Annotated in this window: 18 protein-coding genes and 1 pseudogene; 8 read left to right on the forward strand and 11 right to left on the reverse strand. The window is 72.1% G+C overall.

The features are described from left to right. Window positions 1–36 precede the first annotated feature (36 nt). Genes cheB through D7V77_RS15820 form a run of 7 tightly spaced genes read right to left on the reverse strand, consistent with a single transcriptional unit; the run spans window position 37 to window position 9,691 of the window. Window positions 37–1,068: a chemotaxis-specific protein-glutamate methyltransferase CheB gene (cheB, locus tag D7V77_RS15790; protein ID WP_120577122.1), complete on the reverse strand. Its 1,032-nt coding sequence runs from the start codon at window positions 1,066–1,068 to the stop codon at window positions 37–39. Beyond that, entirely contained in the window at window positions 1,065–1,886 is an 822-nt protein-coding gene (locus D7V77_RS15795; RefSeq protein WP_120577123.1) for a protein-glutamate O-methyltransferase CheR, read from the reverse strand. The genes cheB and D7V77_RS15795 overlap by 4 nt, the downstream gene beginning before the upstream one ends. 13 nt (window positions 1,887–1,899) lie before the next feature. Beyond that, window positions 1,900–4,266 (reverse strand): HEAT repeat domain-containing protein, encoded by a 2,367-nt coding sequence (locus tag D7V77_RS15800; RefSeq protein ID WP_120577124.1) that lies wholly within the window; start codon window positions 4,264–4,266, stop codon window positions 1,900–1,902. After that, window positions 4,263–6,806 carry a methyl-accepting chemotaxis protein gene (locus D7V77_RS15805; RefSeq protein WP_120577125.1) on the reverse strand — a complete coding sequence of 848 codons (2,544 nt, stop codon included), beginning with the start codon at window positions 6,804–6,806 and terminating at the stop codon, window positions 4,263–4,265. Before D7V77_RS15805 ends, D7V77_RS15800 begins: the two co-directional genes overlap by 4 nt. Further along, window positions 6,787–7,233, reverse strand: a complete 447-nt coding sequence (locus tag D7V77_RS15810; protein WP_120577126.1) for a chemotaxis protein CheW — start codon at window positions 7,231–7,233, stop codon at window positions 6,787–6,789. Before D7V77_RS15810 ends, D7V77_RS15805 begins: the two co-directional genes overlap by 20 nt. Then, entirely contained in the window at window positions 7,230–9,302 is a 2,073-nt protein-coding gene (locus D7V77_RS15815) for a chemotaxis protein CheA (protein ID WP_120577127.1), read from the reverse strand. The genes D7V77_RS15810 and D7V77_RS15815 overlap by 4 nt, the downstream gene beginning before the upstream one ends. Continuing rightward, a complete protein-coding gene (locus D7V77_RS15820; RefSeq protein ID WP_120577128.1) occupies window positions 9,299–9,691 on the reverse strand; it encodes a response regulator in 393 nt (130 codons plus the stop codon). The genes D7V77_RS15815 and D7V77_RS15820 overlap by 4 nt, the downstream gene beginning before the upstream one ends. A gap of 202 nt (window positions 9,692–9,893) precedes the next feature. On the opposite strand from D7V77_RS15820, the gene D7V77_RS15825 reads away from it, so the two are divergent. Both D7V77_RS15825 and D7V77_RS15830 read left to right on the forward strand, forming a co-directional pair. Then, complete coding sequence (locus D7V77_RS15825) at window positions 9,894–11,438, forward strand: response regulator (RefSeq protein WP_158624410.1); 1,545 nt, start codon at window positions 9,894–9,896, stop codon at window positions 11,436–11,438. 80 nt (window positions 11,439–11,518) lie between these two features. Continuing rightward, window positions 11,519–11,914 (forward strand): response regulator, encoded by a 396-nt coding sequence (locus D7V77_RS15830; protein WP_158624411.1) that lies wholly within the window; start codon window positions 11,519–11,521, stop codon window positions 11,912–11,914. A 10-nt stretch (window positions 11,915–11,924) separates the two neighbouring features. On the opposite strand, the gene D7V77_RS15835 is transcribed toward D7V77_RS15830, so the two are convergent. Continuing rightward, window positions 11,925–12,305 carry a response regulator gene (locus D7V77_RS15835; protein WP_120577131.1) on the reverse strand — a complete coding sequence of 127 codons (381 nt, stop codon included), beginning with the start codon at window positions 12,303–12,305 and terminating at the stop codon, window positions 11,925–11,927. Between the two features lie 185 nt (window positions 12,306–12,490). On the opposite strand from D7V77_RS15835, the gene D7V77_RS15840 reads away from it, so the two are divergent. Beyond that, a complete protein-coding gene (locus tag D7V77_RS15840) occupies window positions 12,491–15,376 on the forward strand; it encodes a PAS domain-containing protein (RefSeq protein WP_120577132.1) in 2,886 nt (961 codons plus the stop codon). Between the two features lie 35 nt (window positions 15,377–15,411). Here D7V77_RS15840 and D7V77_RS15845 read toward each other — a convergent pair whose 3' ends face one another. Next, the gene (locus tag D7V77_RS15845) at window positions 15,412–16,743 is read right to left on the reverse strand and encodes a hypothetical protein (RefSeq protein WP_120577133.1); all 1,332 of its coding nucleotides are present in this window, start codon (window positions 16,741–16,743) and stop codon (window positions 15,412–15,414) included. A gap of 266 nt (window positions 16,744–17,009) precedes the next feature. Between D7V77_RS15845 and D7V77_RS15850 the strand changes: the two are divergent. Continuing rightward, a pseudogene (locus D7V77_RS15850) lies at window positions 17,010–17,837 on the forward strand (hypothetical protein); the annotation flags it as partial. Window positions 17,838–17,962: 125 nt separating this feature from the next. After that, complete coding sequence (locus D7V77_RS15855; protein ID WP_120577134.1) at window positions 17,963–19,606, forward strand: ATP-binding protein; 1,644 nt, start codon at window positions 17,963–17,965, stop codon at window positions 19,604–19,606. Here the strand turns inward: D7V77_RS15855 and D7V77_RS15860 are convergent. Continuing rightward, window positions 19,548–19,958, reverse strand: coding sequence for a hypothetical protein (locus D7V77_RS15860; protein WP_120577135.1), 411 nt, complete (start codon window positions 19,956–19,958; stop codon window positions 19,548–19,550). The genes D7V77_RS15855 and D7V77_RS15860 overlap by 59 nt on opposite strands. A gap of 94 nt (window positions 19,959–20,052) precedes the next feature. After that, window positions 20,053–22,017: an ATP-binding protein gene (locus tag D7V77_RS15865; protein WP_120577136.1), complete on the reverse strand. Its 1,965-nt coding sequence runs from the start codon at window positions 22,015–22,017 to the stop codon at window positions 20,053–20,055. A gap of 274 nt (window positions 22,018–22,291) precedes the next feature. Here D7V77_RS15865 and D7V77_RS15870 point away from each other — a divergent pair, with 274 nt between their 5' ends. The 3 genes from D7V77_RS15870 (at window position 22,292) to D7V77_RS15880 (ending at window position 23,835) form a co-directional block, all read left to right on the forward strand. Beyond that, window positions 22,292–22,744: a Fur family transcriptional regulator gene (locus D7V77_RS15870; RefSeq protein WP_120527796.1), complete on the forward strand. Its 453-nt coding sequence runs from the start codon at window positions 22,292–22,294 to the stop codon at window positions 22,742–22,744. Between the two features lie 180 nt (window positions 22,745–22,924). Continuing rightward, window positions 22,925–23,302: a response regulator transcription factor gene (locus D7V77_RS15875; RefSeq protein ID WP_120560878.1), complete on the forward strand. Its 378-nt coding sequence runs from the start codon at window positions 22,925–22,927 to the stop codon at window positions 23,300–23,302. A 47-nt stretch (window positions 23,303–23,349) separates the two neighbouring features. Beyond that, window positions 23,350–23,835 carry a hypothetical protein gene (locus D7V77_RS15880; protein ID WP_120577137.1) on the forward strand — a complete coding sequence of 162 codons (486 nt, stop codon included), beginning with the start codon at window positions 23,350–23,352 and terminating at the stop codon, window positions 23,833–23,835. Window positions 23,836–23,984 lie beyond the last annotated feature (149 nt).

The following is a 23,984-nucleotide window of genomic DNA, read 5'->3' on the forward strand; positions in this document are numbered from 1 at the left end:
CACCACCACCCCTGAAACAGGGCGGCCCCGCGCCCGTCAGACGAAGCGCGAGATGAGGGGCACCAGGTCTTCCAGCGGCGCGCTGCCGTTGGACAGGCCCGCCTCCGCCACCGCGCGCGGCATGCCGTACACCACGCAGGAGGACTCCGCCTCCGTGAGCACCACACCCCCCGCGGCGCGCAGGGCCCGCGCGCCCTGGAGCCCGTCCTCGCCCATGCCGGTGAGCACCAGCCCCAGCGCGTCCCGCCCCCAGACCTCCGCCACGCTCTGGAAGAGCACGTCCACGGAGGGATGGTGCGGGGTGCCCAGCGGATGGCGGTCCAGGCGCGCCAGGTTGAGCGCCCCGTGCCGCGCCACCTTCAGGTGGTGGCCCGCGCGCGCCAGCACCGCGCGGCCCGGCACCAGCTCCATGCCGTCGCTCGCCTCCACCACCTCCAGCGCGCTCTGCGAGTCCAGCCGCTTGGCCACGGCCTCCGTGTAGCCAGCGGGGATGTGCAGCGCGAGCACCACCGGCGCCGGAAAGTCCCTGGGCAGCGCGGACAACAACCGCGTCAGCGCCTGCGGCCCGCCCGTGGACGTGCCCACCGCCAGCAGCTTCGTCGACGTCGCGGGCAGGGGCTTCGAGGGCGGGGCGTCCGCGGTCTCCGCCAGCTCCTGCTGATAGCGCGGCACCGCGCGCCCCGCGATGCGCACCTTCTCCACCAGCTCCGCGCCCAGCTCGTAGAGCCGGTCCGTGGCGAGCGCCGTGGGCTTGTGCACCATGTCCACCGCGCCCGCCTGGAGCGCGGCCACCGCCAGCTCGCTGTCCGTGCCCGCGCTGCTCACCACCACCACGCGCGGCGCGTCCGGCATGCCAGCCAGCGCGCGCAGGAAGCCCGTCCCGTCCAGCGACGGCATCACCAGGTCCAGGGTGATGACGTCCGGCTTGAGCTCCGCCACCCGCTCCAGCGCGTCCAGGCCGTCGCGCGCGGTGCCCACCACCTCCAGCCCCTCCGCCTCCGACAGCACCTTGCGCAGCACCTTGCGCGCGAACGCCGAGTCGTCCACCACCAGCACGCGCAACGTCATGAGTCCGCCTTGCTGTAGAAGAACGCGCCGCGGCGCTCCTCGCAGCGCAGCGCCGTGCCGAAGCGCATCAGGGATTCGGAGGTGCCCACCACCAGGTGCCCTCCGGGCCGCAGCGTCCGGGTGATGCTGTCCACCACGCGGCGCGCGGTGTCGTCCTGGAAGTAGATGAGCACGTTGCGGCAGAGGATGGCGTCGCAGCTGCCCGGCTCCGGGTAGCCCTCCGTGTCCACCAGGTTGAGCTGCCGCCACTCCACCCGGGCCATCAGGTCCGGCCGCACGCGGGGACGGCCGTCCACCATGGTCAGCCAGCGCCCCATCACGCCCGGGGGCAGCGCGCGCAGGCAGCGCAGGTTGTGCTCTCCCGACTTCGCGCGCTCCAGCGCCTTGGAGCTCAGGTCCGTGGCCAGGATGGACACGTCCCCCAGCACGCCGCGCGAGTCCAGGAGCATGGCCAGCGTGAGGGGCTCCTCGCCGGTGGAGCACGCCGCGCACCACACCCGGGGCTTGCGGCCGGCGCGGACCTCCGGAACGAGCAGCTCGTCCACCAGCACCTCCAGCGCCTGGGGCTCGCGGAAGAAGTACGTCTCGTGGACGAGCAGCGCCTCCACCAGCGAGGCCAGCGTCTCCGGCCCCTTCGGGTCGTAGCGGAGGAAGTAGTAGTAGTCGAGCAGCGAGTCGAACCCGGCATCCAGTGCCCGGGTGGACAGCTTCTCCGCCAGCAGGTCCCGGTCCTCGGGCCCGTAGTGCAGGCCCGAGCGCTGCTCGATGAGCATCGAGAGGATGGCCAGGACCTGCGGGGACAGCGGCAGCGCACTCATGGCCGTGGGTGTCCTAGCGCCCCAGTGCCAGCAGGCAGGCGCGGCGCACTTCGGGGTCCTCGTCGCGGTGGGCCGCCTTGTCCAGCGCCTCGCGTGCCTCCACCGTGCCCAGCGCCGCCACGGCGGGCGCGGAGGCCCGGCGTCCGGCGGGGCTCGCGCCGATGAGCGACTGCATCAGCGCCGCCTTCGCGTCCGCCCGGCGCATGCGCGCCAGCGCCGCCACCAGCAGGGGCGCCGTCGAGTCGTCCGCCGCCTCCAGCGCCGCCATCAGCCCGGGCAGGCGCCCTTCCACGGGCAGCGCCAGCGCGGACACCACCTGCTCGCGCAGCATCACGTCGCCCAGCAGCGACACCAGCTGCTGCGTCGCATGCGAACCCGTGCGCGTGGCGAGGAAGCCCACCGCCGCGCTGCGCACGCTGTCATCCCGGTCCCCGGCGGCGCGCAGGAGCGCGGGCAGCGTCTCCGGCGCGTCGTACTCCGCCACGGCGGACAGGGCGACCAGCCGCGTGGCCGGGTCCTCCGAGTGCACCGCCTCCAGCAGCACCGGCAGCGCGTCCGGCCGCCGGGCCACGCCCAGCCCCAGGAGGGCCGCGCGGCGCACGTCCGCGTCCGCTGACGAGGCCGCCCGGCGCAGCGCCGCCATGGCGCTCTCCGTGTGCATGTGCGCCAGCGCGTCCACCACCGCCACGCGCACCTGGCCCGCGTCGTCGTTGGCCAGCGCGACGATGGCGTCCGCGGCGGCCTCCTCGTTGAGCTTCCCCAGCGACTGGCACGCGTAGTAGCGCACCCACGGGTCGCGGTCGTTCAAGCCGCCCAGCAGCGTGGAGGTGATGCGCGCCTGCTTGTCCGTCTGGCCCAGCGCGCGCATGGCGGTGGCGCGCGTGCGCTCCGACTCGTGGTTCGCGGCGGCCAGCAGCGCGTCCACCGCGCGCGGGTCGTCGATGAAGGGCAGGCCGTAGATGGCCGCGTCGCGCAGCCGCTCGTCCGGATCCCGCATGGCGAGCAGCAGCGCGTCCAGGCCGCGCGGGTAGCCGAAGTACGCCACGATGCGCAGCGCCGCCCGCCGCTGGCGCGCGTCCGCGGAGCGCGCCGCCTCCAGCGCCAGGGTCTCCGTCGTCTCGCTGCCCAGCGACTGGATGGCGCCCACCACCGCCTGCGACACGCGCGGGTCCTCGTCCGCCAGCCGCGCGAACAGGGCCGGCACCGCGGACGTGTCGCCGATGCGCGACAGCGTCTCCGCCGCCAGCGCGCGCACCGTCGCGTCCCGGTCCTCCAGGCACAGGAGCACGTCCGGCACCGCCGCGGAGCGCTTGCCCACCAAAGGCAGCAGCGCCCGCCTGCGCGAGCTGTCACCCTCGCGCAGCGCCTGAAGAATCTGCGCGTCCGCCTCCGCGCCCAGTTCGCCCAGGGCCGCCGCGGCCGCGCGCGACACGCCCAGGTCCTGCGAGTCCAGGAGCTTCAAGAGCCCCGTGGCCGCGTCCGCGCCGCCCACCCAGCCCAAGAGGCGCGCGACGGCGGTCTTCTCCCCCGCGTCCGCGCCCGCGATGACCTGGGCCAGCCGGCGCCCGGTGGGGTGCGGCTCCGACGAGCTGGAGCGCAGCACCGACGGCACCGTGCGCGCGCCGCCGAAGCGCTGCACCTGCGCGTCGTGGATTTCGACGAGCGCCACCGCCGCCACGCGCACCACCGCGTCGTTGCCGCGCTGGAGCAGGCCCACCAGCGCGGGCACCGCGGCCTCCTGGCCGGTGCGGCCCAGCGCGCGCGCCGCCTCCAGGACGTAGAAGGGGTCGGACAAGAGCGCCATCAGCGCCGGCACGACGGTGGGGTCGCCCGAGCGGCCCAGCACGTCGATGGCGGGGAAGATGCGGAAGAAGTTGCCGCTGCCCAGCGAGGACAGGAGCGCGTCCACCGCCGCGCCGCCGCCCACGCGGCCCAGCGCCTCGATGGCGGCCACCGCCACGTTGTCGTCCGGGTGGACGATGAGCCGCGACAAGAGCGGCACGGACCGCCGGCTGCGGCGGCGCCCCAGCACCTGGGCGGCGTCACAGACGATGGCCGGGTTGGGGTCGTCCCCCAGGAGCTCCACCGGGCCTTCCACGTCGCCGGTGGCGGCCACTAGCGCGTCCACCGCCGCGGCGATGCGCGCCTCGTTGTCCCGGCGGTGGCACAGCACCTGGCACAGGGGCTCCACCGCGGCGGAGCCCAGGCGCGCCAGCGCGGACACCACGGCGCGGCGCACCGCCCACGACGGCGCGTCCAGCCCGTTCACCAGCACCGGCAGGCTCGCCGGGCCCCGGCGCGCCAGCTGGTCCACCTCTTCCACCCGGGCGCGGTCCTCCGCGGACAACGATAACGGGTGCTTCGCGGTCGTGCTGCTCACGTGGACTGCTCCCGCGTGTTCCGGGACGTCCCCGGCTCCGTGGCGCCCAACAGGCCGCTCAGGTGGCTCAAGCCCTCCACCTGCTCTCCGTTCAGCCGCGACAGCTGTCCCAGCCGGCCCGCGACCTCCTTCACTTCCTTGGCGGTGACGGCCATGGCGCGCGCCTGCTCCGCCGTGGTGCCGGCGATCTCCTTCGCGCGGATGCGCATGTCCTCCACCGACCGGCCCAGCTGCTCGCTCATCGTGGCCTGGTCCAGGGCGGCCTTCGCCACCGCCGCCACGCCCGTGGCCTGCTTCGCGGCGGACAGGGTGAGCAGGGACAGAGCGTCCGTCTGCTCATCCAGCGCGCGCGCGGTCGTCTTCGCCACCCGGCGCACCTCCTCCGCTCCGCGCACCAGGCTCGTGAGCGCCTGGGCCTGCTCGTCCGTGGCGCGCGTCACCTCCTTGGCCAGGGTGGCCACCTGACGGCTGGCGAGCTCGCCCTGCTTGAGCGCGCGGGCCTGCTCCGACATGGCGCGCGTGGACTGGGCCACCTCCTTGCGCGTGGCCTCCATGGCCTTCGTCACCTCCTGCGCGGCCTTGGCCTGCTCCGAGATGCCGGTGAGCGTGCGCTGCGTGGAGGACGCCACCTCCTGCGCTGTCGCCCCCAGGGCCCCCACCTGCTGGCCCTGCGTCATCACCGCGGCGCTCACGCCCTGCACCAGCTGGCGCATCTGCGCGGCGCCCCGGGCCAGGTCCGTGGCGGCCTGGGCCTGCTCCTGCATGGCGCGCGACACCTTCTCCGCCACCTCCGTCAGCTGGTTGTTGGAGCGCACCGCGTCGCGCAGCGCCTTGGCCTGGTCCTGGGTGGCCTGGGTGGTCTGCCGCGCCATGCGCCGCATCTCCGTGCCGCCCTGGGTCAGCGCCTGCGCGGCCTGCGCCTGCTCCACCGCGGACGCGGCGATGAGCCGCCCCTGCTCACTCACCTTCGCCGTGGCATGCACCAGCGCCTGCACCGCCTGCACCTGCTCCGCCGACGCGCGCGACGCCTCACGCACGTTCGAGCCCAGCTCGTCCACGCCCTTGAGGATGGTGCCCAGCGCGCGCTCCGCCTCTCCCGCCAGCGCCGCGCCCTCGTCCGCCGCGCGCACGCCTTCACCGGTGGCCACCGCCGCCTCGCGCGCCGTCGTCTGGAGGCCCCGGACAATCTTCGCCACGTCACTGCTGGCCGCCGCCGCGCGGTCCGCCAGGGCGCGAATCTCCTCCGCCACCACCGCGAAGCCGCGGCCGTGCTCACCCGCGCGCGCCGCCTCGATGCTGGCGTTGAGCGACAGGAGGTTGGTGCGGTCCGCGATGAGGTTGATGGTCTGCACGATGTCGCCAATCTCCTCGGCGCGCCGGCCCATCTCCTTCATCACCCCGGACGACTCCACGATGGACTGGCGGATGCGGCCGAAGCCCGCGATGGAGCGCCCCACCGTGGCGCCGCCCTCGCGCGCGCTCGTGCCCACGCGCTCCGCGGCCAGCCGCGCCTCCTCCGTCAGCTGCGCCGCGCGGCGCGTGGAGGACTCCAGCTGCGAGGACGCGGTGGCGCTGGTGGACGCCAGGCCGTTGATGCTCTCCGCCCCGCGGGCCACCGCCTGGGCGGAGCGGGACAGCTGCTCGATGGTGGCCGCGTTGGCGTCCACCACGGCGGCGTTCTTCTCCGCGGTGGCGGCCACCTCCTCCACGCTGGCGGCCACCTCCTGCACGGTGGACGCGGTGGTGACGGCGCTCGCCTCCAGGGTGCGCGTGTGCTCGGCGACGCCGCGCACGCTGCGGGCCACCTGCTCCGACGTGGCGGCCGTATCCTCCACGCTGGAGGCCATGGCGGCCGCGTCGCGCACCACGTCCTGGAGCGTCTTGCCCAGGGACACCACGGCGCCGGACACCTGGCCCATGCGCTCGCCCACGCCCTGCGCGTCCGCGGCCAGCCGGGTGATGCCCTTGGACATCTCTTCAATGGTGGCGGCGACCTCCTCCGTGGTGGCGGCGCTGGTCTGGTTGCGCGACACCAGGTCCTCCACCGTGGCGGTCATCTCCTGCATGCTCGCCAGCAACTCCTCGCTGGAAGCGGCCAGGTCCTCCGCGTTGGCGCTCACGCCCTTCACCGAGCGCGCCACCTCCTCCAGCGTGGAGGCCGTCACGTCCGCGCTGGAGGCGAGCGAGCCCGCGTCCTTGCGCACGCCGGACACCGACGCCGTCACCTCCTGCATCGTGGCCGCGTTGGTCTCCGCCTCCTGCTGCACGCCCTTCGCCGCTTCGCCCGCGGACAGCTGGCTGCGCACCAGCGACTGCACGGCGGTGCTCGTCTGCTCCACCTGCGCGGCCACGGACTCGATGGCGATCCGCACCTGCTCGCCCGCCGCCGCCTGGTCGTTGCCCGCGGACGCGAGCCGCGTCGCCAGCTGCTCGGTGGACTTCACCAGCCCCACGCCTTCCGCCACCTGGAGCGAGGCGCGCTCCGCCAGCGCGCGAGCGTCCTCCAGCTTGCGCACGCTGTTACCGTTGTCCGTCGACATCCGCCGCCTCCTCCCCCACCACCCGGGGGAAATCGATAAGCATCACCAGCCGGGGGCCCACTTGCGCCACGGCCTTCACGAACCCCTTCGCGCCCTCCACCACCATGGGTGGGGGCGGCTGGATGGTGCGGGGGTCCAGCTTCAGCACTTCGCGGGCGCTGTCCACGAGCAGCCCCACGGTGCGCTCGCCCAGCTGCCCCACAACCACCCGTGAATCCAGGGACTGCGTCCCCGCCGGCAGCCCGAAGCGGGCGCGCGCGTCCACCACCGGGATGACCCGGCCGCGCACCTGCACCAGGCCGGCCACGTGCGCGGGCGCCCCGGGCACCGGCGTCGCGCCGGTGAAGGACTCCATCTGCACCACGTCCGCCGCGGGCATCGCGTATTCGGTCCCGTCCACCTTGAACAGCACGTGCAGCACGTTCATGACACCCACTCCCCTGCCCTGGTCGCACGCTTGCGGCGGCCCGCGCGCGCCGCGCCCAACGCGCCCAGGTCCAGCACCAGCGTGGGCTGGCCGTCACCCAGGTCCGTGGCGCCGGCCACGCCAGGCACGCGCACGAGCGGATCCTCCAACGGCCGCAGGACGATCTCCTGCTGTCCCACGAGCCGGTCCACCGCGAAGGCCACCGGCTCCCCGCGCTGGCGCACGATGAGCGCCTTGGCGCCCTGGCCCGCCGCGCTGGCGTCCCCGGTCGCGTCCAGCAGCGACACCAGCGACACCAGCGGCACCGCCGCGCCCCGGCGCTGCACCAGCCCGATGCCGTCCGCGCCCGCGGGGCGCACCACGCCCGCCACGTCGATGAGCTCCTCCACGGTGCCCACCGCGACCGCGTACCGGCGGCCCGCGCACTCGAAGACGATGGCGTCCATCAGCGTCACCGTCAGGGGGACGCTCAGGGTGAAGGTGGTGCCCACGCCCTTGCGCGTGTCCATGAGCAGCTCGCCGCCCAGCTGCTCCACGACGATGCGGCGCACGATGTCCATGCCCATGCCCCGGCCGCTGGTGCGCGTGGCCTCCTGGCGCGTGGACAGGCCGGGCCGGCACAAGAGGTCCAGCAGCGCGTCCGCGGAGTCCGGCACGGGGGCGTTCGCCGCCTTCGCCACCGCCTTCGCGTCCACGCCGCGTCCATCGTCGCGCAGGGTGAGCTCCAGCTGGCCGCTGGCGCGCGCATGGCAGCTGAGGCGCACCAGCCCTTCCTGGGCCTTGCCCGCGGCCTGGCGCTCCTCGGGGGACTCCAGCGCGTGGTCCACGGCGTTGCGCACCAGGTGCACCAGCGCGGGCAGCAGCCGGTCCGCCACCGCCTTGTCCAGCTCCGCGTCGCCCACGTCCAGCTCCAGCCGCACCGCCTTGCCCGTGGCCCGGCGCAGGCCGCGCACCAGCAGGGGCAGCCGCTCCAGCACGTCACCCACGCGCACCATGCGCAGCCGCAGGATGGCCGAGCGCAGGTCGCGCAGCTGCCGGCCGTTCTCCTGGAGGATGGCGGTGATTTCCCGCGTGGGCGCGCCCGCCTGGGTGAGCGCCGCCACCGCGCGCGTCAGCCGCGAGCGGTTGACCACGAGCGCCGCCAGCCACTCCATGGCCTCGTCCAGCCGGGACACCTCCACGCGCAGCAGGCCACCACCCCGGCGCACCTCCGGCTCGTCCAGCTCCTCCTCGAGGACTGCGGGACCGGGCGCGCCCGCCGCGCCAACCGGGACCCCGTCCTCGGGCGCCGGCTCGGCGGGTCCGGCGGCCTCCAGCGAGCGCACCGTGGCGGGAGCACCGCCCACGGCGTCCAGCAGCACGGCGTCCTCCGCGCGAGTGATCAGCAGCAGCGCGAACGCGAGCGACGCGCCCCCCGCGGCGGCGCCGGACAGGGGCAGGACCTTCACGATGTCCGCGAGCTTCGCCATGCGCTCGCGCACGGTGTTGATGTTGAAGCCCTTCGCGGCGCGCTCCGACGACGGCACGAAGTCCAGCCGCAGCGCGCGCTGGCCTCCGGCGAGCCCGCCCTCCAGCTGCTCGCGCTCGGACGGGGTCAGGCGGGAGGCGAACGCGGCCTCCGCGTCCAGCTTCACGGGCCGGGACCGCTTGGGGGCCGCGTCCCGCACCTGCGGCCCCAGCGCCTCCAGCCGCTCCAGCAGGTTCGCGGGCGCGGGCGACGCCGTCTTCCCGGCGCCCAGCTGCCGCACGCGCAGCTCGATGGCGCGCAAGCCCTCCACCAGCGGCTCCACGCTGGACTCGGGCAGCCGGCCGCCGGCCTGATCCGCCAGCCGCAGCGACGCCTCCATCCAGTGCGCCACGGAGACGACGGGCTCCACGTCCACCATGGCGGACAGGCCCTTGAGCGTGTGCAGCGCGCGGAACAACTCGCGCACCGCGCGGGGCTGGGCCTGCCCCTTGCGAACGGCCTCCTCCACCGCGAGCAGGTCCTTCTGCGCGGAGGCAAGCAGCTCATCCGCCTCCGCCAGGTACGCGGGGAGGAACTCCGCGAACTCCCCGGTTCCCGTCACCCGCGCGGCGCCTCGGCCGGGGTCTTCTCCAGAAGGGCCCGGGCGGCGCCCTGGATGGAGTCCGGCGTGAAGGGCTTGGTCATGAAGCGGTCCGCGCCGGCCTGCAACGCGCGCTCACGGGACGCCTCGTCGCCACGCGTGGTGACGATGATGATGGGCAGGTTGCGCAGGTGGTCCTGTCCGCGCACGAACTCCACCACCTCGATGCCACCGATGTCCGGCATGTTGAGGTCCAGCACGAGCAGGTCGTACGGCTTGAGCGACAGCTGCTCGATGGCCTCCAACCCGCTGGACGCCTGGGTGAAGTGGCTCTCCGGATAGGGCCGCAGGCAGGCGACCACCATGTCGCGCATCACCTTGCTGTCATCGACGACGAGTACCTCGGGCATGGCGTCCTCTGGAAACGACCGGCCAAGCTAGATCGATTCCGATCCGCTGAAAGAAATGAGTCATCCGGCGCGCGTTGAACGTTGGCTGGTCCACGCCCGCCTTGGACGATGTGCCACGGCGGGCGACGAAGCGCCACGACCGCCCGCACATCCGGCACCCTGCGCCCTCCTGTTTTTCCGCACCGGGGACCGAATTTCAACCATGCGCCCGCCTCCTCCGCCCGACGCCTCCTTCCCCCACCCGCCGGGCCCGCCTCCACTCCCCCTGGAGCACGCACCTTGCGTCTGGGTGGTGGACGACAGCGCCAGCGAGGCGCGCTTCATCAAGACCGCGCTGGGAACGGGCTTCCAGGTGGAGACGTTCCCTGACGGCGCCGCGATGCTCGAAAGGCTGCACGCCGGGCGGGCACCGGACGTGGTGGTGTTGGATTGGGAGATGCCGGGAATGTCCGGTCCCGAGGTCTGTCAGTTCCTGCGCGGACAGCGGGAGACCCAGGCCCTGCCGGTCCTGCTGCTCACCGCGCACGGCCGGCCGGAGGACCTGGTGCAGGGCCTGCGCGCGGGCGCCAACGACTACGTGGCCAAGCCCTTCCGCACGGAGGAGGTGCGCGCGCGGGTGGACGCGCTCGCGCGCACCAAGCGGCTGGCGGACGACGTGCGGCGCTCGAGCGAGGAGAAGGCGGAGGTGTTCGCGCAACTGGACGCGCTGCTCACGTCCTCGCCCGTGGGGCTGTCGCTGTTGGACCGGGACCTGCGCTTCGTGCGCGTCAACGCGCGCATGGCGAAGCTGGACGGCTTGTCCGTGGATGCCTACCCGGGCCGGACGCTGGTGGAGGTCCTGCCCCGCTTCGCCTCGCGGCTGGAGCCCCTCCTCCGCCGTGTCCTGGAGACGGGCGAGCCCGTGGAGGAGCTGGGCTTCACGCTGGAGCACCCGGGCGTCCCCCACGGCGAGCTGTACGTGATGGCCAGCTACCACCCGGTGCGCACGGCCCGGGGTGAGGTGGTGGGCGTGGGCAGCGTGCTGGTGGACGTCACCCGGCACAAGCAGGCGGAGGCGGAGCTGCGCGCGTCCGCGGAGTTCCGCGAGCGCTTCCTGGGCATCGTGGGCCACGACCTGCGCAACCCCCTCAGCTCCATCCGCATGGGCGCCAGCTTCCTCGTCGCCAGCGAGCAACTGCCCCCCGCGCTGGAGCGCACCGCCAGCCGCATCATCAACAGCACGGACCGGATGACGCGGATGATCACCGAGCTGCTGGACTTCACCCGCAGCCGGCTGGGCAGCGGCATCCCCCTGAACCCGGCCGCCACGGACCTGGGCCAGGTGGCGCGCCAGGTGGTGGAGGAGCTGGAGCTGGTGCACCCCCACCGCACCGTGAAGGTGACGTCCACGGGTCCCCTCACGGGGAACTGGGACGCGGACCGGCTGGCGCAGGTGCTGAGCAACCTGGTGGGCAACGCGCTCCAGTACAGCCCCCCGGACGCCGCCGTGGAGCTGACGCTCGTGAGCGAGCCGGAGCAGGTCATCGCGCGGGTGAGCAACCCGGGAGAGACCATCGCCCCGGCGGAGCTGGAGACCTTGTTCCACCCCTTCCAGCGCGCGCGCACCGGCGCCCACGTTCCGTCGGGCCTGGGCCTGGGCCTCTTCATCTCCGACCAGATTGTCCGAGGCCACCGGGGCACGCTCACCGTGACGTCGGACGCGCAGCGGACGGTCTTCACCCTGACGCTGCCCCGGGCCGGCGCATGAATCCCGGAGGGCGCACGCCACCCCGCTCCCGCGCCTCCCGGCCGTCCAGGCCCACGAGCCCCCTGGAAACGCTGGCACCCGTGCCCTACCGTGCATGCGTGTCCACTCCGCAACACCGCACCACCCTGCTCCTCGTCGAGAACAACGAGGACGTCCGCGAGGCGCTGCGCGAAATCCTGGAGTCGGAGGGCTACCGCGTCCTCACGGCGATGAACGGCCAGGACGCGCTCAACCTGCTGGCGGAGCAGGAGCGGATGCCCGCCCTCGTCCTGCTGGACCTGGTGATGCCGGTGATGGACGGCCACGCCTTCATCGAACACCTGCGCGGCACGGGCGCGCTCGCGCTCATGCAGGTGCTGGTGCTCACGGCGCACCCCACCCTGCCCTTGCCGCATGGCGTGGCCGGACGGCTGGGCAAGCCGGTGAAGCTGGAGGCGCTGCTGGACGCCATCGCGGTGCACACCGCGACGGCGTGATGCCGTGCGCTCAGGCGGCGGCGGGGCAGTGCCGCGCCACCATGGACAGCAGCTCCGGGATGTCCACGGGCTTGCGCAGCAGGCCCACCGTGCCCGGCGGGGCCTTGGCGGAGAAGTGGGCGGTGAGCATCAGCACGGGCAGCTCGCGGTAGCGCGCGTCCTCCCGCAGCCGGTGGAGGAACTCGTGGCCGTCCATCACCGGCATCATCAGGTCCAGCAGCACCAGGCAGGGCTGGTCGTTGTTGGCGGCGAGGACGTCCAGGGCTGCCTGGCCATTGGCGGCCTGGAGCACCGTGTAGTCCTCCATCTCCAGCAGCTCCGCCACGACCTCGCGCAGGTCCGGTTCGTCGTCAACGATGAGGATGATGGAACGCGAGGGGGTGCTGCTCACGGACGGCAGCCTACGCAGGTATTGCTACGAGCGCCAAGGAAGACGTGCCTCCCTGCCCCTCACGGCGTGCGGTGATTTCACGCGGGGCAGGCCCCCGCCCGTCCGCCTGTCGGGAATCACGAGGGAAACCAGGCGGGTCGGTTGCACCGGGAGACACGAGCCCCTACCCCCTTCTCTACGGGCCCATGAATCTCATCGCGGACTTCATCGAAGCCAACCTGGACGCCCTGGTGCGGCGCTTCTCGGAGGCGGCGCGCGGGCTGGAGAGCACGCAGGGACTGAAGCCTTCGGAGCTCATCTCCACGGTCCCGGAATACCTCCATTCGGTCGCGGCCATCTGCCGGCACGGCCCCACGCCGGAGCGGTTGGAGACGCGGGCGCGCCTGGAGGAGGCCCACATCAACCTGCGGCTGCGCGTGGGCGCCACGCAGGAGGACGCGACGGAGGAATACACGCTCCTGGGGCGGCTCATCCCCCAGCTCTGGGAGGACGCCCAGCCGGAGCGCAAGCCCGACGCCTCGGACCTTCAGTGCCTCTTCCAGCAGATAGAGGAGGCCATGGAACACGTGGTGTTCCTCTTCTCCGGCGACTCGCTGGAGGATCGCCAGCGGGAGAAGCGATTCCTGCGCCAGATGGACGCGCTGGCGCCCCGGTCGCTGGAGCCCGGCACGGACATGCAGGGCCCGCTCAAGCCGCTGGTGGAGCTCATCGCCCGAGCGATGGAGGCCGCCGGAGCGGAGCTGTTCCTCGTGGACGCGGGCGGCCGGAGGTTGTTCCCCGCCGCGCACACCCTGCACCTCGTTCCGCCTGCCGGCCGGTGGGCGGACACCCAGGGGCCGTCCTTCCTGGGCCGGGTGGCGCGCGCCGAGGAGCCGCTGGTGCTCGCGCAGGCGCGGGGGCTGGAGGACTTCGAACGCGAAGGGCTGGAGGCCAGTGCGTGGAGCACCCTGCTGGGCCTGCGGCTGTGGCCCCACGGCGCCCTGATGGGCGTCCTCTGCGTGGGCTTCGCGGAGGCCCGGCCGGTGCCGCCGCGGGCCAAGCGCTTCCTGGAGACGCTGGTGGAGTACCTCTCCGGCATCCTCGACCGCGCACTGCTGATGGGCCGGCTGAGCGAAGCCCACGCGCGGATGGAGGCGTCGGAGACGCGCTATCGGCTGGCCAGCCAGGCGGCCGCGGACACCGTCTGGGATTGGAACCTCCTCACGCAGAAGGTCGCCTGGAGCGGGGAGACGCGCAGGCTGCTGGGCTTCGCGCCCGAGGAGATAGGCCCCCTGGCGCAGTGGTGGGTGGCGCGCATCCACCCGGAGGACCGGGAGCGGGTGGAGCACGGCATCCGCGCGGCCATCCAGGGCACGCAGGCGCGCTGGCAGGACGAGTACCGGTTCCTCAACCGCCAGGGCGACGTCGTGCGGGTGCTGGACACGGGCGTCATCCTGCGCGACGCGGCGGGCCGGGGCGTGCGCATGGTGGGCGCCATGCAGGACGTCACCTCCCGATGGGAGGCGCAGAACGGACACGAACAGCAGCTGCGGGAGGCGCGGACCGCGCGCGTCCAGGCCGACACGGAGCTGAGCCAGTTGCACGCGCTCTTGCGGCAGGCGCCCGTCGCGCTCGCCATCCTCCGGGGGCCCGCGCACGTCGTGGCGCTGGCCAACGACCGCGTCTGCCAGCTCTGGGGCCGCACCAGCGACCAGGTCCTGGGCCGTCCCGTGCTCGAAGCGCTGCCGGAGGTGGAGGGCCAGGGCATCCGGGAGCTGCTGGACGGAGTGCTCACCACGGGGGCGCCCTACGTGGGCCACGAACTGCCCGTGCGGCTGGCGCGGGCCGCGGGCGGAGCCCTGGAGGAAGCGTACTTCAACCTCATCTACCAGCCGCTGCACGAGACGGAGGTCGGCCTCCAGGGCATCCTCGTCGTCGCCAACGAGGTCACCGAAGCCGTGCAGGCCCGTCAGCGCGCGGAAGACCTGGCGGGGACGCTCAAGGCCAGCGAGGAGCGCCTGCGGCTGGCGCTGGACGCGGCGGACATGGGCAGCTGGGACATCGAGCTGGCCACGGGCCGGGGCACCTGGGATGCGCGCTTCCGCGCCATGCTGGGCCTGCCCGCGCAAGGCGAGGTGCTGCTCGAAGAGGCCATGCGCTTCGTCCTGGAGGAGGACCGGCCCCTGGTGGAGCACGCGATGGAGGAGGCCGCCCGGCCCGGAGGCTCCGGCGAGTACGCGTGCGAGTTCCGCGCGAGGCTCCCGAGGCCAGGCCAGGCCGAGCGATGGCTCTCCGGGCGGGGCCACGTGCACTTCGGGCCGGACGGACGGCCCCTGCGGTTCGTGGGCACGGGGCTGGACGTGACGGAGCGCAAGCTGGCGGAGGAGGCGGCGCGCCAGCGCACGGAGTTCGAGCAGTACCTGGTGGGCATCGTGTCGCACGACCTGCGCAACCCGCTGAGCGCCATCACCCTGGGCACGTCGTCGCTGCTCAAGCGCGAGGACCTGAGCGAGCGCGCGACGAAGGCCGTCCTGCGCATCCAGAACTCCGCGGAGCGCGCGGTGCGGATGATCCGCGACCTGTTGGACTTCACCCAGGCGCGCATGGGCGGCGGGCTCCCGGTGCAGTGCCAGGATCTGGAATTGGGGGCGCTGGTGCGTCAGGTGGTGGAGGAGGTGCGGATGACCGCCCCGGAGCGCGACCTCCAGTTGTCACTGCCGCAGGCGGGCCTGCGCGGCTGCTGGGATCCGGACCGCGTCACGCAATTGCTCATCAACCTGCTGGGCAACGCGCTGAAGTACTCGCCGGAGGACACGCCGGTGGCGGTGCGTCTGCGGGAGGTGCCCGGGAGCATCCTGCTGGAGGTGCACAACGGCGGAGCCCCCATCGCCTCCAACGTACTGCCCCGCATCTTCCAGCCCATGCAGCGCGGGGCACCGGGAATGGACGCGGCGACGCGCAGCGTGGGCCTGGGGCTCTACATCGTGCGGACCATCGTGCATGCGCACGGAGGAACCATCGACGTGACGTCCACGCGGGAGGCGGGCACGACGTTCACGGTGCGGCTGCCGCACGCGGACGCGAAGAGTTAGTGCGGCTGGCGTGGAGTTGAGCGAAGCGCTCTCCATCAGGCCCGGTGCCGCTCCGCCTCACGGAAGAACTGGGTGAGCGAGGAGTCCAGCAACGACTGGCGGGACTGCATGTACCGGCGGGCGCGGAGGAAGGGCAGCCAGACGCGCTGGCCGACACGCACCTGGGACTCCTCCAGCTTCCGCCGTGGCAGCCACTCCCCGTTCAGGTGTTTCACCAGCACGTCGCCCAGGTAGGCCCCCACGGCTGGGGCGGTATGCCCGTCGATGAGGTCCCGCTTGTAGCGCTCCGGAAAGTTCTCCCGCCAGAAGTGGAAGTCCAGGTCCGTGAGGGACTCGGGCGTCGCGGCCATGATGGACGGCACCTTCGTGTGCAGCGCGGCCACGAGTCCTTCGGACAGGTCTCCGTAGGAGGTGAGGACGCGCTCCGGATTCCCCACGTCCGAGGGCAGGGCGACTGGGAGCCACTCCTCCGGCGCTGGAGGCCGGAAGGCGTTGAGCTCGGCGATCTTCCGTTGCCGCTCGCTGATGGCGAACGCGTCCGGCAGCCGCGAGAGCAGCGGTGCCAGGTCCGGGTGGAAGCGCGGCTCGACGGGGACGAGTGCGGCGCTGCGCTCCCTCAGCGTGCGCAGCACCGTGTCGAAGTCGAGGTCGGGCCGAAGGTGGACATGGGCGCGGGCCTGGGCCACTCGCGCTTCGTCTCTGGCGAAGTCCGCGGCGGTAGGCCACAGCACCAGGAGGACGGAGCCGTTGGGGAGTTCCTCCACGAGGTGCGCAGGCGTCGAGAGCACCCGTTCGCGACCTACGCCTTCCACGAGCTTGGGACCGAAGACATTGAGCCAGAACACCTCGTAGATCTTGTCGAAGCCATCCCTTCGCGAGGCCTTTTCATCACGACCGAAGTACGGAACTCCTGCGAGCTGCCGATCCGCCATGCCATGAGCCATGGCGTAGTCGACCAGGTAGTGCGCAGCCAAGGTCCTGATCATATCTAAAAACATGAGACACCGCCCTCGCTCTGAAAACAACGAGAGGGGCTGAACACCAAGGCTACAGCTCAACTGATTTCCTGATGGAGGAAGATCGAGATCGAGCGTCAACTCAACCAAGGGCTGTACACGGTAAAGTGCGACGGATGTTCCATGCTCATCGCGCTGCTCCTCCAACGCTTTCTTGATGGAGGCGCGCGAGTATTTTCGCCGTTGCGCTCCCTTCACAACATCCGGCATCCAGCCTTCGGCGTGAGACTCCAGCGCTGCGAGGAAGGGCGTGAGCTCGGTGTCCGATTCAGCTCGATGGCCAAGTGCCCCGTCCAGCAGGAATCGCAGGCGATCGCCTGCTTTCGGCTCAAGAGAACTCATTGCCTTCATTGAAACAGCACCTCCACTCCTTTTGCCATACGCTCAGCTCTATTCACGGCACGCTCAAGGGCATCAGGTTCCAATGGCTTGAAGGTCTCTTCGTAGATCAATCGGACTCTTTTGATTTGCGCCGTCTGTTCGAGCCCAGGCCTACGGATATTCAACGTCTCACCGTAACACTTCAGTGCGGCTCTTGCGTCCGCAACCACTTGAGCAGCCAGAGCAGCCCCATCAAGGCCAAGGAGGTCCCGACTCTTGAAGCTGAACGTCTCCGCTTCGACAAGGTTTATGAGGTGTGTTGGCTGAACATCTTCGGCCCGAAGCTGGTGGAAACCGTCGGCCGCGAGCGAGTGCTGTCCACACCCGCCCACCGCGTGGAGGAGCTCCCCAATGGCTCCGTCCTCCTCGTGCTGCGCCCTACCGCCGCGGACTTCGCCAGCGACGAAGCGCGCATGGCCCAGGCCCGCGCGCATGTCCACCTGCGGCCCGACCTCGACTTCGACACGGTGCTGCGGACCCTGCATGAGCGCAGCGCCGCACTCGCTCCCGTGGAGCCCCGCTTCCACCCGGACCTGGCAGCTCTGCTTTCGCGGATGGTGGACAGGGTCGCCATCAGTGAACGTCAGCGGAAGATCGCTGAACTCAATGCCTTCCAGCCACCCGAACCGGAAGAGTGGCTCCCGGCCGCCCTGCCCTCGGACGTAGCGAGTCCAGCGCAGGTCCACAGCGGCTACGCCGACCTGACCGAAGGCCTCGTGGCCGCCCTCCATACCCAGGTGCCCAGCATCTTCGACGCGACACCGGAGTCCCTCACGGACCTCGACTTCTACTTCTGGCGGGAGAACTTCCCGGAGCGATACAAGCGAGACCTCATCGACTCGCACACCGCCCCGGCCCTGGGGGCCTATCTGGGTGGCATCCTGGTGAAGCGCCTGGGGGGGACCTGGATTTCGCGACTGAACCCCGAAGAGTCTCAGGTGCGTGTCGGCCAGCGCGTCTGGCTGCCCTTCCTCCGCGCACGCCGCTACATGGAATCCCGCCAGTCGCTGCTGACGCACTCGCTCACGCAGTTCTTCCGGGAAGCGGAGCGACACAGGTCGTGACAGGAGCCACGCGCGTGCGCGCAGCGCGACCGGACGTCCACCGGGCAACCACTCCTCATGAGGCCACTACCCGCCGCCACTGGACTTGTGTCCGACGGACGCACTAGGACCCCGTCCATCCTCCGATGCCCTCCGACTCCACGACACGCCCTGATGCGGCGGAACGCCCCACCGTGTGGCTGTTGGAGGACTCGCCCACCGAAGCCCGGGCCACGCAGGCCGCGCTCGCGTCCGCGTGTGACGTCGCCGTGTTCCCCGACGGGGCCGTGCTGGTGGAAGCGCTTGGCATCCAGACGCCGCCGGACGTGCTCGTGTTGGACCGGGAGACGCCTGGCCTCACCGGCCTGGAGGTCTGCGCCTTCGTCCGGAGCATCCCCGCCACGGCCCGCATCCCCGTCCTACTGCTCACTTCCCATCAGAGTCCCGAGGACGTCGTCGAAGGACTGGGCGCGGGCGCCAATGACTACGTCTTCAAGCCCTTCCGCGCCCAGGAGCTGGTCGCCCGCGTCCTGGGTCTGGCCCACTGGAGCCGGCAGCAGCGCCAGCGCGAGACCCGGGTGACGAAGGAGCTCGACACCCACCGCCAGAGCCTGTCCGACGAGCAGGCCCGCCGGACCCTCGCGGAGAGCGCGCTCGAGGAGGTCCGCGCCGCGGAGCTGCGCGCCTGGAACAGTGAACAGCGCTTCCGGCTGGCCGCTCGCGCCACCCAGGACGCCATCTGGGAATGGAACCCCCAGACAGACATCCTGGAGTGGAGCAGCGGCGGACAGGACCTGCTGGGCCCGCTGGACGACCCGCGGGTGCCACGCCTGGACTGGTGGCGGAGACACATCCATCCGGAGGACCTCGCCGCCGTCCAGCGCGGCTTCAGCGAAGCCATCGAAGGCGGCGGCGACGTGTGGCGCGGCAGCCACCGGTTCCGCGACGCGCACGGCGCCTGGCGGGAAGTGGAAGAGCACGCCCTCATCGTCCGTGACGAAGCCGCGCGCGTCGTCCAGGTGGTGGGCGCCCTGCGGGACGTGACCGCCCGGAAGCAGCTGGAGCAGGAGGCACGCCAGCGCGGCGACTTCGAGCGGCAGCTCATCGGCATCGTGAGCCACGACCTGCGCAGCCCGCTGTCCTCCGTCCTGCTGTCCTCCACGCTGCTCCTGGAGCGCGCGGGTCTCAACGACTCACAGCAGCAGCGCGTGCACCGCATCCGCACCGCCACCGAACGGGCCGTGCGGATGATCCGCGACCTGCTCGACTTCACCCAGGTGCGCCACGGCGACTTCCCCCTCAAGCTCCAGGGCGCGGACCTCCATGCCCTGGTGGAGACCGCCGTCGAGGAGGCCCAGACGCGCGCCCCCGGACGCGTCTTCCAGGTCACCTCCGCGGGCGACGGCGCGGGAACATGGGATGCGGACCGGCTCTCCCAGGTGGTGGGCAACCTGCTGGGCAACGCGCTGACCTACGGCGACCCGGATGCCCCCATCCAGGTGCGCAGCCTGGGGACGGTGGACACGGTGGTGCTGGAGGTCCACAACGCGGGCGCGCCCATCTCCCCGGAGCTGCTGCCGCGCCTCTTCGCCCCCCTGGAGCGCGGCACCCCCCACCAGGCAGACCGCTCGGACCGCAGCATCGGCCTGGGCCTCTTCATCGTGCGTCAGGTGGTGCACGCCCACGGCGGAACCGTGAGCGTGACGAGCACGGCGGAGGCGGGCACCACCTTCACCGTGCGCCTGCCTCGACAGCCCCCCGCTTCGCCGCCAGCGTCACCGCCTGGGTGAACTGGTCGATGTCGTAGGGTTTCAACAGCAACTCGATGACATCTGTCCCCGTGTATTCCTTCGCGCCCTCGCGGTTGGTGGTGGTGAGCACGAAGGGGATGCCCGCGGCGGCGGGATTCGCGGCCAGCTTCTGGAACGCGTGCCAGCTCAGGTGGAACGGCACGCTGATGTCGTAGACGATGACCGCCGGCGCCGTCTCCCGCACCAGCGTGGCGAAGTCCAGGGGGCCGCGGATGACGTCCTGCACGCGCACGCCCTTCGTCTGGAAGCCCACCCCGTCGAGCACCTCCTCCAGTGCCTCGATGAGATCCTCGCTCCCGTTGAGCACCAGCACGGTGGGTCGCTTTTTCATGCGGGGAAGTTGCGTCCTTCCTCCCGGATGGACAGCGGCTCACGTCCACCGGATGTGGATCATCCAACAGAGGTGGCGCCCGCCCGGACGGCCGTCAGGCGTGGCCCACCGGAGGCCCCGCGCGGGGCAGTCGCACCCGGAACGTCGCCCCCTGCCCCAGGGTGCTCGTCACCGCCACCTCGCCGCCGTGCGCCTCCACGATGCGAGACAGGCGGTACAACCCCAGCCCCAACCCACCGTAGTTGCGCGCGGGCACGGCGCGCTCGAAGCGGCGGAAGAGGCCGTCCACCCGGTCCGGCGCGATGCCGATGCCGTGGTCCCGCACCACCAGCCAGGCCGTGGACTCGTCCGCCTGGACCTCCAGCTCCACGGGCTTGCCCGGGCCGAACTTCACCGCGTTCACCAGCAGGTGCGTCACCACCTGCCCCAGCCGCAGCGCGTCCCAGTGCCCCACCGCGGACGCCACGTCGCGCACCACCAGCAGGCACCCCGCGCGCGACGCCAGCTCCTCCGAGCGCAGCACCACGTCCCGCACCACCTGCCCCAGGTCCACGGCCTCCAGGTTCAGCCGGGGCGCGTGGCCCTGCATCTGCGACACGTCCAGCAGCCCCTCCACCAGGTCCACCAGCCGCTGCACCTGCCGGTCCGCCGCCACCAGCGCGCGCTCCAGCCGCTCCGGCGCCACCTGGCGCTCGAGCTTCAGCGCCGCCGCCGTGCCCTGCACGCGCAGCCGCAGCGCGGCCAGGGGCGTGCGCAATTCGTGCGCGGCCACCGCCAGGAACTCGTCCCGCACGCGCACCGCCTCGCGCGCCTCGCGGTACAGCCGCAGCTGCTCCGTCACGTCGCCAATGATGCCCGCCATGCGCACCGGCCGGCCCTGCGTGTCGCGGATGGCCCGGCCCCGGCTCACGCACGAGCGGTAGCCCCCGGCCTCGTGCTTCAGCCGGAAGGACACGTCGTAGGGCGCGCCCTGCTCCAGGTGCAGCGCCAGCGCGGACGCCACCGGGTCCCGGTCCTCCGGGTGCACCCGCGCGAGGAAGGCCTCCGACGTCCCCGGGAAGTCCTCCGGCTTCAGCCCCAGCATCTCCAGGAGGCGCGGGCTCCAGTACATGCGCTGGTTGCGCACGTCCCAATCCCACACACCGTCATAGGAGCCGGACACCACCAGCCGGTAGCGCTCCTCGCTCTCGCGCGCGGTGCGCTCGGCCTGCTCCAGCAACCCCACGCGCCGCTCCAGCTGGCGCACCATCGCGTACAGGTGCGTCTCCGTGGACAGCTCGCCGTGCACGGGCGCGGGCAGGGGCCCCTCCGCGCGAGACTCGCGCAGCAGCGTGGCCACCAGCTCGTCATCCCCCTGTGAGCGCCGCACGAAGGCGTTGGCCCCCACGTTGGCGGCCATGCGCAGGTCCAGCTCGTCCGGCGCGGTGGCGTGCGTGAGGATGACCGGCACGCGCGCGAGCTTGGGGTCCTGGCGCAGGGCCAGGCACAGCCGGAAGCCGTCCAGCCGGGGCATCAGCACGTCCGCCAGCACGATGTCCGGCGGGTGCCGCCGCGCCAGCTCCAGCGCGAACATCCCGTCCTCCGCTTCCATGAGCTCGAAGCGGAAGGGCGCCAGCGCCAGTTGCAGGAGCTTGCGGTAGACGGGGTCGTCCTCCACCACCAGCACCCGCAGCGCGGCCTGGCGGCCTTGCGCCTCCCTGGGCAGGGCCTGACGCACCGCCTCCACCCGAGCCCCCAGCGACATCCCGGTCGCGAGGAACCCCGCCACCGGCAGGCCCGACCGCCGCAGGGCGTCCTGCTCGGCCGGTGGCGCCTCCACCCAGAGGGAGGCACCGGACGCGGCCAGCGCCTCACGCAGCGCGTCCAACCGCCCCGCCTCCGAGGCCAGCAGCGCCCCCGCCGCCAGCACCAGGTGCACCGGCGGGGACTCGCGCAGCGCCTGCACCAGCGGCTCCACCCCCACCGCCAGCAGCACCCGCCAACCCTGCCCCTGGAACGCCAGGGACAGGAGCTCCCGGTGGGAACCCGGGGCTTCGACGAGCAGCAGGGTGGGCTTCATCGGGGGACTGGAGGAGGAGGACGAGCGCGGGCGACAGGTCGTTCTGGAAGGTGGGACCCCAACGGCCCGCCACCAGGGTGTGGAAAGGGCGCAGTCTGGTGACGGGGGCCTCCGAGTCAAGGCAACCCTTTGGAAGTGTTGGAAGTTGGAAGGCCACGGACCAGGGAGGCCTGGCGCTGGCCTGCCGCGTCACAGGTACAACCGGGCTACAGGTACACTTCGTTTGCACAGGCGTGGGGGGACGTGGGCGCGGCGGTGTGTTATTCGACCGCCCATGGGTGCCAAGAAAGTCACGGCGCAGGAGAAGCTGACCGGGTTCCAGGACCGGATTCGCGCCGCGGGGCTGCGCAGCACCGCCCCCCGGGTGGCCGTGCTGCGCAAGCTGGAGACCGCCACCGCCCCCATGAGCCACGCGGACCTGGTGGAGGAGCTGGGCGGCGAGGGCTACGACCGCGTCACCATCTACCGCAACCTCACCGACCTCACCGAGGCCGGCCTCGTCGTGCGCGCCGACCTGGGCGACCACGTCTGGCGCTTCGAGCTCAAGCGCGCCGGCGCCACCGAGCACGCCAACAACCACCCCCACTTCACCTGCACCGACTGCGGCACCGTCGCCTGCCTCCCTGAAGAGTCCGTGCGCCTCACCACCGCCCGGGGAGTTCCCCGCGCCGTGTCGCAGCGCGCCGTGGAAGTGCAGTTGCGCGGTCTCTGCGACCGCTGCGAGTAGCACCCCCTCCAGCCCGCCAGGCGAGCCCCCGCTGGGGATGTGCTCACTGGTAGGCAGCCGCCTACATAGTGAGCTTCCGCTCTCCCGCCCCCGGACACAGATTCGTCCTGGCGAAGCGGAGGCCCGCCGTCCCGGCTCGGGGGACGGCGTGGGCGCTCCAGGGTTCGCAGGGGGATTGGGATGGAAGCCCATCACACGTTGCTGGTCGTCGACGACGACATGGACATCCGGGATGCGCTCCAGGACGCGCTGGAGCTGGAGGGCTACGCCGTGCAGCTGGCGGCGGACGGGCTGGAGGCGCTGGAGCGGCTGCGCTCGTCGGAGCCCCGGCCACAGCTCATCCTCCTGGACCTGATGATGCCGCGCATGGACGGCGTCGCGTTCCGCGAGGCGCTGCGCCACGAGCGCGCGTGCTCGGACATCCCGGTGGTGGTGGCCAGCGCGGACCTGGACGTGCGCGACACGGTGGATGGCATGGGCGTGGCGGGCTACCTGCGCAAGCCGCTGGACCTGTCCGCGCTGCTCACCACCGTGAAGCAGCTCTGCCTGCCCGTCTGAACATCGAGCACGGGGACACGAAACCCATCCACGAAAGGAAGCGGACCATGAAGAAGCTCATCATCGCGGCAGTGCTGTGTCTGGGAACGACTGCCTTCGCGCAGGAACCCACCGGCACCCCGGAGAACCCTGCGCCGAGCGCGCCCAGCTCGCGTCAGCACGGCCGCCGGTCCACGGGCATCGAGGCCCAGCAGGTGGGCCCCGCCATCGGTGACGCCGCGAAGAGCGTCGTGGGCGCGCCGACCTCCAAGGAGGCCGCGGCGCAGACGGGCGTGTGGAAGGAGAATCACGCCTTCGACCTGGAAGGCACCGTGAAGGCCAAGGACGACGACGACATCACCCTGGCGCGCAAGGACACGCTGCCGGAGGTGAAGCTGGAGGTGCGCGACAAGACGAAGGTGACCCTGGACGACCAGCCGGCGAAGGTGAGCGACCTGCCGGAGGGCGCCAAGGTGCGCGCGAAGTTCCAGCTGGACGGGGATGACTCCGTCGCGCTGGAGCTGAAGGCGACCTCGCCCAAGCCCAAGAAGTAGTCGGACAGGCTCTTCAATGCCTCTCACCGGGCCCGCCTCCCACCAGGGGAGCGGGCCCGGTTTTTTTACGCCCCTTCAGGGTCGGCCGCTGCCCTGGCTGGGAAGTAAATTGCCCTCTCTCCAGGGAATGCCGCACGGACAGCCTGATC

Source organism: Corallococcus sp. CA041A (assembly GCF_003612075.1).
Taxonomy (GTDB): Bacteria; Myxococcota; Myxococcia; order Myxococcales; family Myxococcaceae; genus Corallococcus; species Corallococcus exiguus.